This is a genomic window from Algoriphagus persicinus (assembly GCF_035156415.1).
In the GTDB taxonomy this organism is placed as follows: Bacteria; Bacteroidota; Bacteroidia; order Cytophagales; family Cyclobacteriaceae; genus Algoriphagus; species Algoriphagus persicinus.
The window spans coordinates 48,243-64,919 of the sequence record NZ_JAYEEY010000017.1 but is presented as its reverse complement, the minus strand read 5'-3'; the positions used below and the strand labels follow the sequence as shown (position 1 = coordinate 64,919).

The 16,677-nt window shown below is 41.2% G+C and carries 11 protein-coding genes and 4 tRNA genes; 1 reads left to right on the top strand and 14 read right to left on the bottom strand.

Annotated elements, in window-relative coordinates; all coding sequences use genetic code 11:
• Positions 1 to 64 precede the first annotated feature (64 nt).
• The 14 genes from rpoC to U3A58_RS14065 form a co-directional block, all read right to left on the bottom strand.
• Positions 65 to 4,375 carry a DNA-directed RNA polymerase subunit beta' gene (rpoC, locus tag U3A58_RS14130; protein ID WP_323824349.1) on the bottom strand — a complete coding sequence of 1,437 codons (4,311 nt, stop codon included), beginning with the start codon at positions 4,373 to 4,375 and terminating at the stop codon, positions 65 to 67.
• A gap of 48 nt (positions 4,376 to 4,423) precedes the next feature.
• Positions 4,424 to 8,299, bottom strand: a complete 3,876-nt coding sequence (gene rpoB / locus U3A58_RS14125) for a DNA-directed RNA polymerase subunit beta (protein WP_323824347.1) — start codon at positions 8,297 to 8,299, stop codon at positions 4,424 to 4,426.
• 157 nt (positions 8,300 to 8,456) lie between these two features.
• On the bottom strand, positions 8,457 to 8,837 hold the full coding sequence (gene rplL, locus U3A58_RS14120; RefSeq protein ID WP_092894643.1) for a 50S ribosomal protein L7/L12: 381 nt from the start codon (positions 8,835 to 8,837) through the stop codon (positions 8,457 to 8,459).
• Between the two features lie 42 nt (positions 8,838 to 8,879).
• Positions 8,880 to 9,422 carry a 50S ribosomal protein L10 gene (gene rplJ, locus U3A58_RS14115; protein WP_323824345.1) on the bottom strand — a complete coding sequence of 181 codons (543 nt, stop codon included), beginning with the start codon at positions 9,420 to 9,422 and terminating at the stop codon, positions 8,880 to 8,882.
• A 2-nt stretch (positions 9,423 to 9,424) separates the two neighbouring features.
• Positions 9,425 to 10,123, bottom strand: a complete 699-nt coding sequence (gene rplA / locus U3A58_RS14110; protein ID WP_323824343.1) for a 50S ribosomal protein L1 — start codon at positions 10,121 to 10,123, stop codon at positions 9,425 to 9,427.
• A 10-nt stretch (positions 10,124 to 10,133) separates the two neighbouring features.
• Entirely contained in the window at positions 10,134 to 10,577 is a 444-nt protein-coding gene (gene rplK / locus U3A58_RS14105) for a 50S ribosomal protein L11 (protein ID WP_310108536.1), read from the bottom strand.
• A 3-nt stretch (positions 10,578 to 10,580) separates the two neighbouring features.
• Positions 10,581 to 11,138 (bottom strand): transcription termination/antitermination protein NusG, encoded by a 558-nt coding sequence (gene nusG / locus U3A58_RS14100; protein WP_323824341.1) that lies wholly within the window; start codon positions 11,136 to 11,138, stop codon positions 10,581 to 10,583.
• Positions 11,139 to 11,156: 18 nt separating this feature from the next.
• Positions 11,157 to 11,345 (bottom strand): preprotein translocase subunit SecE, encoded by a 189-nt coding sequence (gene secE / locus U3A58_RS14095; protein WP_026966270.1) that lies wholly within the window; start codon positions 11,343 to 11,345, stop codon positions 11,157 to 11,159.
• Positions 11,346 to 11,361: 16 nt separating this feature from the next.
• Positions 11,362 to 11,435 (bottom strand) — tRNA-Trp (locus tag U3A58_RS14090).
• Positions 11,436 to 11,554: 119 nt separating this feature from the next.
• Positions 11,555 to 12,742 carry an elongation factor Tu gene (tuf, locus tag U3A58_RS14085; RefSeq protein ID WP_323824339.1) on the bottom strand — a complete coding sequence of 396 codons (1,188 nt, stop codon included), beginning with the start codon at positions 12,740 to 12,742 and terminating at the stop codon, positions 11,555 to 11,557.
• 65 nt (positions 12,743 to 12,807) lie between these two features.
• Positions 12,808 to 12,879, bottom strand: a tRNA-Thr gene (locus U3A58_RS14080).
• A gap of 32 nt (positions 12,880 to 12,911) precedes the next feature.
• Positions 12,912 to 12,984, bottom strand: a tRNA-Gly gene (locus tag U3A58_RS14075).
• A gap of 160 nt (positions 12,985 to 13,144) precedes the next feature.
• A tRNA-Tyr gene (locus U3A58_RS14070) sits at positions 13,145 to 13,227 on the bottom strand.
• A 149-nt stretch (positions 13,228 to 13,376) separates the two neighbouring features.
• Entirely contained in the window at positions 13,377 to 16,004 is a 2,628-nt protein-coding gene (locus U3A58_RS14065; protein ID WP_323824337.1) for a M1 family metallopeptidase, read from the bottom strand.
• A gap of 66 nt (positions 16,005 to 16,070) precedes the next feature.
• Between U3A58_RS14065 and U3A58_RS14060 the strand changes: the two genes are divergently transcribed.
• On the top strand, positions 16,071 to 16,565 hold the full coding sequence (locus tag U3A58_RS14060; RefSeq protein WP_323824335.1) for an acyl-CoA carboxylase biotin carboxyl carrier protein subunit: 495 nt from the start codon (positions 16,071 to 16,073) through the stop codon (positions 16,563 to 16,565).
• Positions 16,566 to 16,677: the final 112 nt, after the last annotated feature.

The window sequence follows — 16,677 nt, the reverse complement described above, 5'->3', positions numbered from 1 at the left end:
GATTTATCTAGATTAAAAAAAGGCCTGTTGCGAAACAGGCCTTTTGAATTAATTTATTAAAATATTACAGGATTGCTTCGCTTGATCTTTTAGACGTGCGCTCCATATTTTCTGAAAGCTTGTCATATTCCTCCTGAGAACCAACAATCATTGGTTGCAATCTCCGCTGACCGGTGCCGGCAGGAATCAAGTGACCTACGATTACGTTCTCTTTTAGACCTTTCAATTCATCTCGCTTACCTCTGATGGCTGCTTCTGAAAGCACCTTAGTAGTCTCCTGGAAGGAAGCTGCAGAGATAAATGATTCAGTACCCAGAGAGGCTGCTGTGATACCTTGTAGTGTTGGTTTAGAAACCGCTGTTTCGGCATCACGAACTTGTACCAACTTAAGGTCTTTACGTTTCAAGCTGGAATTCTCATCTCTCAATCTTCTTGATGAAAGAATCATTCCTGGCTTCAATGTAGAAGAATCACCTGCATCCATGACCACTTTACGGTCAAGAATATTGTCATTCTCTTCTCTGAAAGCCCACTTATCCACTACTTGGTTCTGAAGGAATCCAGTATCACCGGCATCCAGGATTTCTACTTTCTGCATCATCTGGCTTACGATCACCTCGATGTGCTTATCGTTGATTTTCACACCCTGAAGTCGATAAACTTCTTGGATTTCATTTACCAAGTACTCCTGAACAGCCGTTGGTCCTTTGATTGACAAGATGTCATTTGGAGTGATAGCTCCATCAGATAGTGGCTCGCCAGCTCTGATAAAGTCATTCTCCTGAACCAGGATATGCTTAGACAAGGATACCATATACTTTTTGATCACACCATCTTTTGATTCGATGATGATCTCTCTGTTACCTCGCTTGATACCCCCGTAAGATACCACCCCATCGATCTCAGAGACCACAGCCGGATTGGAAGGGTTTCTAGCTTCGAATAGCTCAGTAACTCGTGGAAGACCACCGGTAATATCTCTTGTCTTTCCTACAGATCTTGGGATTTTCACCAAAATTTGACCGGATCTTACTTTGTCACCTGTATCGATTGCCAAGTGAGCGCCTACGGGAATATTGTATGCCTTAGACTCCTCCCCATAGTTTACAATAATCGCCGGGTTCTTAGTCCTATCTTTAGTATCGATGATGACTTTCTCACGGAAACCAGTCTGATCATCAGATACTTCTTTGTAAGTAACTCCCTCTACTATTGCTTCAAATTCAATCTTACCATCAAATTCAGATAGAATTACAGCGTTGTATGGATCCCACTTACAAAGTGTCTGATTCTTAGTGATTTTCTCTCCATCCTTCACATTAATTATAGCTCCGTAAGGTGCGTGGTTAGACACGAGAGTCTTACCTGTCTTAGGATCATTGATCTTGATTTCACCAGATCTACCCATGACAACAGTTATATGCTCGCCATCCTTATTAGTAGTCTCTATCAATCGCAATTCCTCATCAAATTCTACCACACCGTCAAACTTAGCAATCACGCTAGCCTCAACAGCCATGTTAGATGCTGTACCACCCACGTGGAATGTTCTTAGTGTAAGCTGAGTACCTGGTTCTCCAATAGACTGCGCGGCGATAACCCCTACAGATTCACCTTCCTGTACCATATGGCCAGTAGTAAGGTTTCTTCCATAACATTTACCACAAACCCCTCTACGGGTCTCACACGTCAATACGGATCTGATCTCAACTTCATCAATTCCAGATTCATCGATCAACTTAGCTACCTCATCATTAATTTCAAGACCTGATTCCACAATCAACTCATCCGTAGCAGGATGGAAAATATCGTGAACAGAAACACGGCCAAGAACTCTTTCAGAAAGAGGTTCGACGATCTCATCGTTATCTCTTAACGGCTGTACTAGAAGTCCTCTTAAGCTACCACAATCATCTTCAGTAACAATCATATCCTGAGCCACATCTACTAGACGTCTGGTTAGGTAACCTGCATCAGCAGTCTTCAATGCAGTATCGGCAAGACCTTTACGTGCACCGTGTGTGGAGATAAAGTACTCCAATACATCCAGACCTTCTTTGAAGTTAGAAAGGATTGGGTTTTCGATGATTTCACCTACTGAACCTTGAAGGTTCTTCTGTGGCTTAGCCATCAAGCCTCTCATACCACCCAGCTGACGAATTTGCTCCCTAGAACCACGGGCTCCTGAGTGCATCATCATGTAGATGGCATTGAATCCTTGTTTATCCTCTTCCATCTGCTTCATAAGATTATTAGTCAAATGAGAATTGGTACGAGTCCAGATATCAATTACTTGATTGTATCGTTCGTTATCCGTGATTAGACCCATTAAGTAGTTGTTCCATACCTGGTCTACTTCTTCTTTGGCCTTATTAATCATCGGCTCTTTTTCTTCCGGGATGATTACATCATTCAATCCCATAGACAGACCGCCTTTGTAGGCCATCTGGAATCCTAGGTGCTTGATGTCATCCAAGAACTGGGCTGTACGTGCCATTCCACATACTTTAACCACCTTAGCGATAATCTGCTGAAGTTTTTTCTTGGTCAAAAGCTCATTTACATAACCTACTTCTTTTGGTACAAATTGGTTGAAGATCAAACGTCCGGCGACGGTCTCAATGATTTCATCCTTATAACCTCCATCTTCAGTCCTTAGCTGAACTTTACATTTGATATTCGCATGCTTGGAGATTTTCTCTTCGTTCATCGCGATGATCACTTCTTCTACACTGTAGAATGTCATCCCTTCACCAGCAACGATCTCTTCTGGAGTGGATTTCTTACCCTTAGTCACATAGTAGAGACCCAACACCATATCCTGAGAAGGAACAGTAATTGGGGCACCGTTAGCAGGGTTAAGAATGTTGTGAGAAGAAAGCATCAAAGTAGAAGCTTCCAAGATAGCCTCATGTCCAAGTGGAACGTGAACCGCCATCTGATCACCGTCAAAATCGGCGTTGAATGCAGTACACACCAATGGGTGAAGCTGGATCGCTTTACCTTCAATAAGTTTTGGCTGGAAAGCTTGAATACCTAGTCTGTGAAGTGTTGGAGCACGGTTAAGGAGCACAGGGTGTCCTTTCAGTACATTTTCCAAGATATCCCAAACCACTGGATCCTTACGATCCACAATTTTCTTAGCAGATTTTACTGTCTTTACAATACCTCTTTCGATCAGTTTTCTGATGATAAACGGCTTGAAAAGTTCAGCTGCCATATTTTTAGGAAGACCACACTCGTGAAGCTTCAATTCTGGACCTACTACGATCACTGATCGACCAGAGTAATCCACACGCTTACCGAGCAAGTTTTGACGGAAACGACCTTGCTTACCTTTCAGCATATCAGAAAGGGATTTCAAGGCACGATTGCCATCAGATCTTACCGCATTTACTTTTCTAGAGTTATCGAATAGAGAATCGACAGCTTCCTGAAGCATTCTCTTTTCGTTTCTCAAAATCACCTCTGGCGCTTTGATATCGATCAAACGCTTCAGACGGTTGTTTCTGATAATTACTCTTCTATATAGGTCATTTAGATCGGAGGTCGCAAAACGACCACCATCCAACGGAACCAAAGGACGCAATTCAGGTGGAATAACTGGAACCATGCGAACAACCATCCACTCAGGGCGGTTTTCGATTCTGGTTCTAGCGTCACGGAATGCTTCTACTACTTTCAGTCTTTTCAGTGCTTCTGCTTTTCTCTGCTGAGAAGTATCAGTAGCTGCCTGATGACGAAGAGAGTAAGAAAGATCATCCAAATCGATTCTTGCCAATAGCATCTCCAAGGCTTCTGCACCCATTTTGGCGATGAATTTATTTGGATCTTCATCGTCAAGCATGTGATTTTCCTTAGGAAGCTTGTCCATGATATCCAGGTATTCGTCTTCAGTCAAGAAGTCCAGGTATTGAACTCCCTCTTCTGCTTTGATACCTGCCTGAACTACCGCATAACGCTCGTAATAGACAATCTGGTCAAGCTTCTTAGTCGGAAGACCTAGAAGGTAACCGATTTTGTTAGGAAGAGATTTGAAATACCAAATGTGCGCAACTGGTACTACCAGTTCGATGTGCCCCATTCTCTCTCTTCTTACTTTCTTCTCTGTAACCTCCACACCGCAGCGGTCACAGATAATACCTTTATACCTGATGCGCTTGTACTTGCCACAATGACACTCCCAGTCTTTGACCGGACCAAAGATTCTCTCACAGAACAATCCGCCCATTTCAGGCTTGTAAGTTCTATAATTGATGGTCTCTGGCTGGGTCACTTCACCGTTTGAGCTATCCAGAATAGATTCTGGGGAGGCCAAACTGATGGTGACTCTGGAAAAATCATTGTTAAGTTTTTTATTTTTTCTGAACGCCATAGTTTTTTGAAAGATATGTAAAGGGCTCTTGCGAGCCCATTCGCTTTATTAATCTAGGGTAATTTCAAGAGCCAAACCTCTCAACTCATGAACCAATACATTGAATGATTCAGGAATATTAGGCTTAGGAAGGTTTTCACCTTTCACAATCGCTTCGTAAGCTTTTGCTCTTCCGATTACGTCATCAGACTTCACTGTCAGGATTTCCTGCAGTACGTGTGATGCACCGAATGCCTCTAGTGCCCAAACTTCCATTTCTCCGAAACGCTGACCACCAAACTGAGCTTTACCGCCCAATGGCTGCTGCGTAATCAATGAGTATGGACCGATTGAACGTGCGTGCATCTTATCGTCTACCAAGTGACCAAGTTTCAGCATGTATGAAATACCTACAGTAATTGGCTGATCGAACTTCACACCCGAAAGACCATCGTATAGATAAGTACGACCATAAGCTGGTAAGCCTGCCAATTCCAATTCATGGGCTACTTCTTCCATAGAGGCGCCGTCAAAGATTGGAGTTGCATATTTCTTATCCAGTTTCTGTCCAGCCCAAGCCAATACAGTTTCGAAAATCTGTCCGATGTTCATACGAGAAGGTACACCTAGTGGATTCAATACGATATCCATTGGGGTTCCATCCTCAAGGAATGGCATATCCTCGTCTCTCACGATTCTTGCTACGATTCCTTTGTTACCGTGACGCCCTGCCATCTTATCACCTACTTTAAGCTTTCGCTTTTTGGCAATGTACACTTTGGCAAGTTGAACGATACCAGCAGGAAGCTCATCACCTACTTCAAGAGTGAATCTTTCTCTCTTGAAAGTACCACTGATCTCGTTTCTTGAGTTAATGAAGTTTTTCACTAGATGAAGGATCAACTCATTTACATGAGCATCATTTGTCCAGTCATCAAGAACGATATCAGAGATAAGATTTGCTTCTTCAGGCACATTGTAGTTACTCTCATCCCTGTAAGGATTCTTAGCCGGGAATAGGTTGTTTTCAATGTTTTTCGCATTAAACTTCTGTCCTTTGGTGATGATTTCATCTCCAAATTTATGCTTAACGCCTTGAGAAGTTTTACCGTCTAGGATGGTCACCATCTTATTGATCATTCGGGCTCTGATAGCCAATAGATCTTTAGAGTACCTGCCTTTCAGTTTTTCAACCTCGGCTTTAGACTTTGCTCTTATGTCTTTGTCTTTCTTAGGTCTGGCAAACAGTTTTGTCTCAATTACTACCCCATTCAAAGATGGAGAAGCTTTTAACGACGCATCTTTCACATCACCGGCTTTATCACCAAAGATAGCTCTTAGTAATTTCTCTTCGGGAGTCGGATCAGTTTCGCCTTTAGGGGTGATCTTACCGATAATGATATCGCCTTCTTTTACTTCTGCTCCGATCGCAATGATACCATGTTCATCAAGATTTTTAACTGCCTCTTCAGAGACATTAGGAATTTCAGAAGTCAATTCTTCCTCGCCTCTCTTCGTATCACGAACTTCCAACTGGAATTCCTCAACGTGAATAGAAGTAAAGACATCTTCTCGTACTACTCTCTCGGAGATTACGATTGCATCCTCAAAGTTATATCCTTGCCAAGGCATGTATGCCACTTTCAAGTTTTTGCCTAGAGCCAGCTCACCGTTATTAGTAGAGTAGCCTTCCACTAACACCTGACCTTTTTTCACTTTTTGGCCTTTCAGCACCAAAGGAGTAAGGTTGATTGTAGTATCTTGGTTAGTTCTTCTAAACTTAATTAAATTATACGATTTGAATTCATCCGTGAAATTAACCATGAGCTCATCATCAGTCAGGTCGTATTTGATGACGATTTTCCTAGCATCTACATAATCAACAACACCATTTGATTCCGCAATGATCAGCGATCTAGAATCCACAGCTGCCTTTGCTTCCAACCCTGTACCTACAATAGGTGCTTCAGCTTTCAATAAAGGAACTGCTTGACGCTGCATGTTGGATCCCATCAATGCACGGTTCGCATCATCATGCTCCAAGAATGGAATCAAAGATGCCGCGACAGATACAATCTGATTGGGAGCAACGTCCATATAGCTGATTTCAGAAGGTGACAATACTGGGAAGTCCCCTTCGAATCTTGCTTTTACTTTTTCATTGATAAACTTCCCAGACTCGTCCAATGGAGCATTAGCCTGTGCAATGTTATGATTATCTTCTTCTTCAGCAGTCAGGAACAGAATATCCTCTGCTTTCATGCTTACTTTACCCTCTTTCACCTTTCGGTAAGGAGTTTCAAGGAAGCCCATTGAGTTCACTTTAGCATGAACACAAAGAGAAGAAATCAAACCAATGTTTGGACCTTCTGGTGTTTCGATAGTACAAAGACGACCGTAATGCGTATAGTGAACATCTCGAACCTCAAAACCTGCTCTTTCTCTAGAAAGACCTCCTGGACCCAAAGCTGAAAGTCTTCTCTTGTGAGTTAACTCCGCCAACGGATTTGTTTGATCCATAAACTGAGAAAGCTGGTTCGTTCCAAAGAAGGAATTGATCACTGAGGAAAGTGTACGTGCGTTGATCAAATCGACTGGTTTAAAGTCTTCATTGTCTCGAACGTTCATTCGCTCACGGATCGTTCTTGCCATTCTGGCCAAACCTACACCGAACTGGCTATAAAGCTGTTCGCCTACGGTTCTTACTCTTCTATTGCTTAAGTGATCAATATCATCGACCACAGCTTTAGAGTTGATAAGACCAATCAGGTATTTTACGATGTTGATAATATCTTCCTTAGTAAGGACTATTTTCTCAGAATCGATGTCAAGACCCAGTTTTTTATTGATTCTATAGCGACCAACTTCACCTAGATCATAACGCTTGTCAGAGAAGAATAAACTATGAATCACCTCACGAGCTGTTGACTCATCCGGAGCTTCTGTATTTCTAAGCTGACGATAGATAACTTCTACTGCTTCTTTTTCAGAGTTAGAACTATCTTTTTGTAAAGTATTATAGATGATAGAGTAATCAGCCACGTTTACATCTTCTCTATGAAGAATGATGCTTTTCGAGCCTGAATCCAAGATCATTTCAATGTCTTCGTCTGAAAGAACGGTATCACGTTCTAGCAATACCTCATTTCGGTCGATGGAAACTACTTCACCTGTATCTTCATCTACGAAATCTTCTACCCAAGTTCTTAGAACCCTTGCAGCTAGCTTACGCCCAGCTACTTTCTTCATCGCTGACTTAGTGGCATTGACTTCCTCAGATAGACCGAACAAGTCGAGAATATCTTTATCAGAGCCATAGCCAATAGATCTTAGCAAGGTAGTAACAGGGAACTTCTTCTTACGATCGATATAAGCATACATGACATTATTAATATCAGTAGCAAATTCAATCCATGATCCTTTGAAAGGAATAATTCTGGCGGAGTAAAGTTTCGTACCATTGGTATGCTTGCTTTGGGCAAAGAACACACCTGGTGAACGGTGAAGTTGTGAAACAATAACTCGTTCTGCACCATTAATTACAAATGACCCTTTCTCGGTCATATACGGAAGATTACCTAAGAATACTTCTTGCTCAATCGTTTCGAAATCTTCATTATCCTCGTCATGGCAAAGTAATCTTAACTTTGCTTTCAACGGTACAGAGTAGGTCAAGCCACGATCAATGCATTCGCCCACAGAATATTTTGGGGGATCAACTGCATAATCAATAAACTCAAGAGTAAAATTCTCTCTAGAATCACTGATTGGGAAGTTTTCTGCGAATACTTTAAATAGACCGTCTGCCCGGCGCTTTTCTGCAGGAGTATCCAGTTGGAAAAAGTCTTTGAAAGACTGCAACTGAATATCGAGAAAATCCGGATAGCTTTTGACCACCTTAATGGAGGAGAAACTTTTCCTTTCGGTTTGATTCTTGATAGCCAAGGTAGTGTATGTTTATGGTGAACTATATGATAGCGATAAAATACAATTTTCGCTTAGAATAATACATTTTTAAACCTGTGCATAAACAGGAAAAGACCTGACTTAAATAGTCAGGTCTTAGGTGTGAACCCTAACCTAATAGTTACGGTTCAGCAAATTATTTGATCTCTACTTCAGCACCAGCTTCTTCCAAAGACTTCTTCAAGCCTTCAGCTTCGTCCTTAGCTACACCTTCTTTCAATGCTTTAGGAGCAGAGTCAACTAGTTCTTTAGCCTCTTTAAGACCAAGACCTGTCAATTCTTTTACAAGCTTAACAACTGCCAGTTTAGATCCACCAGCAGCTTTCAAGATCACGTCAAAAGTCGTTTTCTCTTCTTCAGCTGCAGCTTCACCAGCACCAGCACCACCTGCTACAACTACTGCGCCTGCAGCAGCTGGCTCGATGCCATACTGATCCTTAAGGATATCTGTCAATTCTTTAACCTCTTTTACAGTCAAGTTTACCAACTGATCTGCAAGTTGCGTAAGATCTGCCATTGTATTTGAAATTTAATATTTGTTTGAATTATTTTTTTTAACTTATTTTTCTTCTCTATCAGCAAGCGTCTTAAGCACACCAGTAATATTGTTCTGGCCACTTTGCAATGCTGAGATAAGATTCATCGCTGGAGACTGTAGTAGGCTGATTAGATCGCCCAATAATTCCTCTTTTGACTTCAACTTAGATAGCATCTCCAGGTTCTCTTCACCGATGAAAATATCTGCATCGATAGAAGCGCCTTTAAATGCTGGCTTAGTTGCTTTTTTACCTGATTTTTTTCTGAAATCCAGCAAAACATTTGCCGGAAGATTACTCGTCTCTTTTGAGAAAATAATTCCAGAGAATCCTTTCAATGCATTATCTGACAACTCCGTGAAGTCGGCATCTAAATTTTCCAGTGCTTTGCTGATCAAGGTGTTTTTGTACACTTTGTACTCCACTCCCTTATCATAACAAGCTCTTCTGAATGCATTCACTTGAGCGACAGAAAAACCTGAAGCGTCGGTGATGTAGAAGAAAGGGTTTTCTTTAAATTTCTCAGTAAGACCGTCGATTATTACTTTCTTTTCGTCTCTAGTCATGATTAAATTCCTTGAATGCTACCCTTGTCCACTGCAATCCCAGGAGACATTGTACTGGATAAATGAATACTCTTGAAATATGTTCCTTTAGATGAAGAAGGCTTCAGCTTAGAAATAGTAAGGATAAGTTCTTGTACATTCTCTTCAATCTGCGCTGCAGTGAAGGATGCCTTACCAATACCAGCGTGAATAATTCCAAACTTATCTACTTTGAAATCAATTTTTCCCGCTTTTACTTCTCTTACTGCCTTAGCTACATCCAGAGTAACAGTTCCTGATTTAGGATTTGGCATGAGACCTCTTGGCCCCAATACTCTACCCAATCTACCTACTTTCGCCATTACATTTGGCATAGTGATGATGACATCAATGTCAGTCCATCCGCCCTCGATCTTAGCTATGTATTCGTCCAAGCCTGCGTAATCTGCACCTGCTTCGGTTGCTTCTGCTACTTTGTCAGGAGTACAAAGCACCAATACTTTGATGTCTTTGCCTGTACCATGAGGAAGCGCAACAACGCCCCTTACCATTTGATCAGCTTTACGTGGATCTACACCCAAACGGATGTCAAGATCTACAGAAGCGTCAAACTTCGTCATAGTAATTTCCTTCACGATAGTAGAAGCTGCCTCCAGGGAGTACACTTGGCTTGGGTCGTACTTAGAAAGAGCTTCTTTTTGCTTTTTTGTTAACTTAGCCATTGTTTTTTATTTATACTTCCCAAGGGGCTTTACCAGATACTGTGATTCCCATGCTTCGTGCTGTACCAGCTACCATTTTCATAGCAGACTCAACTTTGAAAGCATTAAGGTCAGGCATTTTAACCTCCGCTATTTCCTTAACCTGATCCCAGGTTACTGATCCCACCTTTTTCCGGTTTGGTTCAGCAGATCCGCTTTTAATTTTCGCAGCCTCTAGCAACAAGTTTGCTGCAGGAGGAGTTTTTACTACGAAGTCAAAAGACTTGTCTGAGTAGATTGTAATCAATACAGGAAGCACTTGACCCATTTTTTCTTGGGTACGTGCATTGTACTGCTTACAAAACTCCATGATGTTCAGACCCTTGGAACCAAGAGCTGGACCTACTGGAGGCGACGGGTTTGCCTGGCCACCTTTCACTTGTAGTTTTAAATAACCAGTGATTTCCTTAGCCATTGCTTAGTCTTGTTTTTCTACTTGTATAAAGTTTAATTCAACAGGAGTATTCCGGCCGAAGATCTTAACCATAACATTAAGTTTTTTCTTCTCCTCAAATATCTCCTCTATAATTCCGGTGAATCCACTGAAAGGACCATCCATTACTTTGACCGTCTCTCCGACTATAAATGGTGTATCCAGCTTCTCTGCGAACTCGTCAATCTCTTCAACCTTACCTAAAATACGGTTGATTTCTGATTGACGAAGTGGCTCAGGGGTTTTGGAAGCCCCACCTGAGTTAGATCCTAAGAAACCGATTACTCCCGGAATACTTGTAATTACATGATTGGCCTCACCATTGGAAAGATCCGCATTGACTAAAACGTAGCCGGGAAAGAAGTTTCTTTCTCTTACACGCTTTTTACCGTTACGCATCTCATATACTTTCTCAGAGGGTATTAAGACCTCAGGAATAAAATCACCTATTTTCTGTCTGGTAATTTCATTATCCAGATAGGTTTTAGTTTTTTTCTCCTGTCCCGCTACTACTCTGAGTACGTACCATTTATGTTCAGCCATTCTGTAATGTCAATTCAATTAGAATAAATCATAAAACCATGTCATAATGTTCTCGAATCCCAGATCCACTACCCCTATGAATAGGGCAAAAATCAGAGAGGCGACTAACACCAATACTGCACTATTTTGAAGAAAAGAGAATTTTGGCCATGTGACCTTATTCTTCATTTCATCATATGACTCCAGGACAAAGTTTTTTAGATTCATAGTGTACTTAACTTACTGGCACGGGCAGAGAGATTCGAACTCCCATCAACGGTTTTGGAGACCGCTATTCTGCCGTTGAACTATGCCCGTGTAAATGAACGTCCCGCTAATGGGAACGCAAAATTAGGTATTGATTACTAAAGAAACAAATGCGATCCCAAAATAATTTGAGATCGCATTGTGTAAATAGTCAATCAGTGTTTGATAAATTAGTCTAGGATTTCAGTAACTTGACCAGCTCCTACTGTTCTACCACCTTCACGGATCGCAAAACGAAGACCTTTCTCAAGTGCAACTGCATTAAGCAAAGAAACTTCGATAGTCACGTTATCTCCTGGCATTACCATCTCTACGTTCTCTGGAAGTTTGATCTCTCCAGTTACATCTGTAGTTCTAAGGTAAAACTGAGGTCTGTATTTGTTGAAGAATGGCGTGTGACGTCCACCTTCTTCTTTTGAAAGAACATAAACTTCAGCATTGAAGTGAGAGTGAGGCTTCACAGAACCTGGCTTACAGATAATCATACCACGTTTGATCTGTGACTTTTCAATACCTCGTAGCAATAGGCCTACGTTATCCCCTGCTTCTCCTCTGTCAAGAATCTTACGGAACATCTCCACCCCAGTTACTGTAGACTTAAGTCCTTCAGCACCCATACCGATAATGTCAACTGCTTCTCCAGAGTTTACTATTCCTCTTTCGATTCTACCAGTAGCTACTGTACCACGGCCCGTGATCGAGAATACATCTTCTACAGGCATCAAGAAGTCTTTGTCAATAGCTCTTTCTGGAAGAGGGATGAAAGAATCTACCGCGTTCATCAATTCCATTACGGTATTAACCCACTTTTCTTCGCCGTTCAATGCACCTAGTGCCGAACCAGCGATAACTGGGATATTGTCACCGTCGAATTCATAGAATGAAAGTAGTTCTCTGATTTCCATTTCCACAAGCTCAAGAAGCTCGGGATCATCTACCATATCTACTTTGTTCATAAATACTACTAGCTGAGGTACACCTACCTGGCGAGCTAATAGGATATGCTCTCTAGTTTGAGGCATAGGTCCATCAGTAGCTGCTACTACTAGAATAGCGCCATCCATCTGGGCAGCACCCGTTACCATGTTCTTAACGTAATCAGCGTGACCTGGACAATCTACGTGAGCGTAGTGTCTGTTTTCAGTCTGATATTCTACGTGAGAGGTGTTAATGGTGATACCTCTTTCTTTTTCCTCCGGTGCGTTATCGATAGAAGAAAAGTCTCTTAATTCAGATAGACCCTTACTAGCCAGTACGGTAGTGATGGCAGCAGTCAAAGTGGTCTTTCCATGATCTACGTGACCAATCGTACCGATATTAACGTGCGGCTTGGAACGGTCGAATTGTGCTTTTGCCATGCGTGAAAATCCTCAGTTTAAGTTTAAAGATATATTTAATTTTTTTTTCTTATTAAGCCGAATTGAGCCAACGAGGGGATTTGAACCCCTGACCCCTTCCTTACCAAGGAAGTACTCTACCCCTGAGCTACGTCGGCTTAGACTCTTATGCTTTCTCTCGAAAACAAAGAGCGGGAGACGAGGCTCGAACCCGCGACCTGCAGCTTGGAAGGCTGCCGCTCTACCAACTGAGCTACTCCCGCTTGTAATCTTTCGAGATGAAATCATCTCTGCCGCTCTACCTCTAAGTACTTTACCTTTCGATTAATACCTTGGAGAGCTACTTCCATCGTAACCTGGTCTTATCCAGATTATTTTTCGCCCTGCAAAATTAGAAAAAAATTTCGCATTCTGGCAATGGTGTGGGGGAAACAGGATTCGAACCTGTGAAGACTTAAGTCAACGGATTTACAGTCCGTCCCAGTTGGCCGCTTTGGTATTCCCCCGATTTGCGCTACTTTTCTAGCCTTTTTCTCGGGCTTTTCTATCGTAACGGATGGCAAAATTATAGGCTTTTATTAAACATTCAAAACTTGCATTTCAAATTTGATGAGATTTTGACGTTTTTATTTCCAAACAATTATAAATCAAGGCATTAATTTTCATTTTTTAGTCCCTCCATAAAATATTGATAGTACATTATCAGTTCACTTTCCGTTTCTTGGGCTGCTACTTCATTTATTTTCTTCAAAATCTCTGGATCGTCAGAAAAACCCAGTAATCCCTGAAAAGATCCCAGCCGTATATAACTTCTCTTATCATTCTTCATTTTTTCCAATAAATAGTCAATGGCATCGGCTTCTCCTTCTTCCGGAAAACGGATGAAATATTCACTTAGATATCCCAAGTAATAATACAAGCCCTCCCCTGAAATAGTCTGTGCGTGATGAAGAAACCATTCTCCCTTTCCAGCTATACTATTCGTGATATAATAATCAGCCACCGGTATCACCATGCGGAAGTTCCTTTCCTGAGCATAGCCTTCTATCACTGCGGGGGTTATCTTTTGCGATTCTATACTGACTAAGCCCATCAATGCTGATCCGGCTACCAAATAGGATGAGTCTTTAGCTAAATTCAAAAAAGTAGAATAATAAGCATCAGGAGAAAATGAGGAAAGCACATCAATAGCTCCTGCCCTCACAGAGTTTCTTTCATCATTCTCTGCCAGATAAGCTATTTTTAGAGCTAATTCGGGAGTGTCTTCTAGCCATTCTGGATGCCCTTGGAGGATAGACAATGCTGATTCTCTTACAGCCCAGAACTCATCCTCCAATGCCTCAGGTAGAATGGATTCTAATTCTGTCAAAGCATCCCAAGCCGCCAGACTATCCAAAGCCTCATATCGAGCTATACCAAAATTAGACACCTGAAATTGTTGACGCATTTGATCAGCACTGATGTCCATATATGTTTTGGCCAGCAGATTCTTCTGCTCGTCAATGATTAGCAGATTAATTGGATTTATATTCTCCAAAGTAATTTGCTGAAAAACCTCCGTGATCATAAATCGTTTAGTTTTTCTTTCTTTTCCTTCATACCAACTCACCTCTAATGGAAGCATATAAAGCGGGGTTATACCCAAATCTTGCCTCTGAGATACGGCTATAAGGATTTTTTGTGGGTCGGAATAATCGACATCAAAATAGAGCTCTGGATGTCCTTTATCCAGAAACCATTGATTGAAAAACCAATTTAAATCCTCTCCGCTGATGCGTTCGAATGCCAACCGGAGATCATTTACTTCTACATTTTCAAAGGCATGCTCAGTTAGATAATAGTTTAATCCTGCATAAAATGCTTCCGTTCCCAAGTATTCTCGAAGCATGTGTACGATGGCTCCTCCTTTGGAATAACTATGTGAATCAAACATATCTTCAGCATCATCATAATCAAAACGAATTAGGTCTACTTGCTTTGCCGTCGCTTCCAGAAAATAATTTTCCGTCTCTGCTATTAGCTTCAGCTTTGCCTGATCTGCTCCATATTTGTACTCATTCCAAAGGAACTCGCTGTAATTTGCAAGCCCTTCATTCAACGTAAGGTTTGACCAGGATTCGGTGGTCACATAGTCTCCAAACCACTGATGAAAAAGCTCATGAGCTATGATGTAATCCCATTCGGAATCTATCGCTTCACGCTCAGTAAGTCGCAATTCCTCCATAAAAATGGAAGCTGTCGTATTTTCCATAGCTCCAGACACAAAGTCCCGCACTACGATCTGATCATATTTAGGCCAAGGATACCGTACCCCAAGTAAATCCGAAAAGAAACCAATCATCTCAGGCGTATTCTCAAACACTTTTTCTGCTCCCTTTTCGTAGCCTTTCTCCACATAGTACCCTAAGGGAACGTCCTCCCATTTAGCCTCTACTTTTCCAAAATCTCCAATGGCAAAAGCAGCCAAATAAGCAGAATGAGGCAGCTTCATTTCCCAAAAATCCTTCCTCATCCCATCACTTAAAGTCTCCTGCTTGACCAATTCACCGTTACCTACTGACACCAAAGTATCTGCTACAGTCAATTTAATAAGCTGGGTAAATTTATTGTTTGGAGTATCTATCGTTGGGAACCACTTAGAATTATGGGCAGTCTCACCCTGAGTCCAGATCATCCTCGGTTTGTCAGGCACCGTATCTAGCGGATCAATAAAATAAAGTCCTTTGGTGTCCGTAATAGCCTCGCTTCCACCGCCACCATTGCGCTCAGGAAAGGCCGTATAATCAAAATTTATCTGAAATGTGTCGGCTTTTGTTAATTCCCTCGGCAGATAAATGTGGATTTTCTTTTCATCATAGTCATATCTTAGGGACTCTCGCTCATTATCTTGAGTGAAAAATAGTTCGCCAAACTCAAAATTCTGAGCATCAAGAATAAGCTCATTAGTTGGGTAGAAAAATGGTTTAATAGTTAATTCGGCCTTTCCTATTACTGCTTGCCTCTGATAGTCAAAGGATAAGTCCAAGTCTGTGTGCAGGATATCGAAATCCTTTTTTGCTGAAGGCTGGTACGAAGAGATTTTCTGTTCTTCGACAGCAATAAGGGCTCTCACTGCCGTACTATCCATTTTTTCTATAGCATTAGCACTTGCTGGATTTTCAGACTGATCTTCCTCAAGCCCTTGAGTAGACTTACATGAGGACGCTAAAAAGAGGAAAAAAATAATGGGAATTGTAACTAAACTCCGTCTAATGCTGGGCTGTTTTACTGTCAATTGATTCATATTTAAAACGTATGAAAAAGAATCGGTTATTTGGGAAATTGTATATTCGGCATCAAATTAACAGGAATGTTTACAGTTACCATCCAAAATAAGAGCTATTCGGTAGAAAAATCCGATGATACTATTCAAGTAAATAGCAAAACGATCAACTGGGATCTTCAGTGGATTTCTGATCGAAAAATTCACCTGATTTATGAAAACAAGTCCATAGAAGCAGAATTGATTTCCCTAGATACAGAAACAAAAACTGTTCAACTCAAACTTGGAAACAAAATCTGCAGGCTTCAGCTCAAAGATAGATTTGATCTACTTTTGGAACAAATGGGGATGAACAAGATGGCTTCCCTGGCTTTGAAAGAAATAAAAGCTCCTATGCCAGGACTAATTTTAGAACTGAAAGTAAAGCCGGGTGATGAAGTCAAAAAAGGAGAAGTCGTACTGATCCTAGAAGCCATGAAAATGGAGAACATTCTTAAATCTCCAGGAGATGGTATCGTTAAGGCTGTAAAAGTAGCTCTCCATCAAAGTGTAGAAAAAAACCAAGTCTTGATTCAATTTTAGCCTTTAAACCTAGCATAATGAATTGAAGAAATTATATTTGTCGGATTATTTTGCGCAAATCGGACCTCGTTCGATCTTTTTTCAGTCAATTTGCTAAATTATTTTTAGCGTT

What these genes read in the sequence shown, in the direction of transcription:
- rplK (WP_310108536.1), bottom strand. Translation starts at nt 10,577, where the DNA reads ATGGCTAAGGAAATCACTGGTTATTTAAAACTACAAGTGAAAGGTGGC.
- rplA (WP_323824343.1), bottom strand. Translation starts at nt 10,123, where the DNA reads ATGGCTAAGTTAACAAAAAAGCAAAAAGAAGCTCTTTCTAAGTACGAC.
- U3A58_RS14060 (WP_323824335.1), top strand. Translation starts at nt 16,071, where the DNA reads ATGTTTACAGTTACCATCCAAAATAAGAGCTATTCGGTAGAAAAATCC.
- rplJ (WP_323824345.1), bottom strand. Translation starts at nt 9,422, where the DNA reads ATGACTAGAGACGAAAAGAAAGTAATAATCGACGGTCTTACTGAGAAA.
- tuf (WP_323824339.1), bottom strand. Translation starts at nt 12,742, where the DNA reads ATGGCAAAAGCACAATTCGACCGTTCCAAGCCGCACGTTAATATCGGT.
- secE (WP_026966270.1), bottom strand. Translation starts at nt 11,345, where the DNA reads ATGAATCTAAAAAACTTTGTCCTGGAGTCATATGATGAAATGAAGAAT.
- rpoC (WP_323824349.1), bottom strand. Translation starts at nt 4,375, where the DNA reads ATGGCGTTCAGAAAAAATAAAAAACTTAACAATGATTTTTCCAGAGTC.
- nusG (WP_323824341.1), bottom strand. Translation starts at nt 11,138, where the DNA reads ATGGCTGAACATAAATGGTACGTACTCAGAGTAGTAGCGGGACAGGAG.
- U3A58_RS14065 (WP_323824337.1), bottom strand. Translation starts at nt 16,004, where the DNA reads ATGAATCAATTGACAGTAAAACAGCCCAGCATTAGACGGAGTTTAGTT.
- rplL (WP_092894643.1), bottom strand. Translation starts at nt 8,837, where the DNA reads ATGGCAGATCTTACGCAACTTGCAGATCAGTTGGTAAACTTGACTGTA.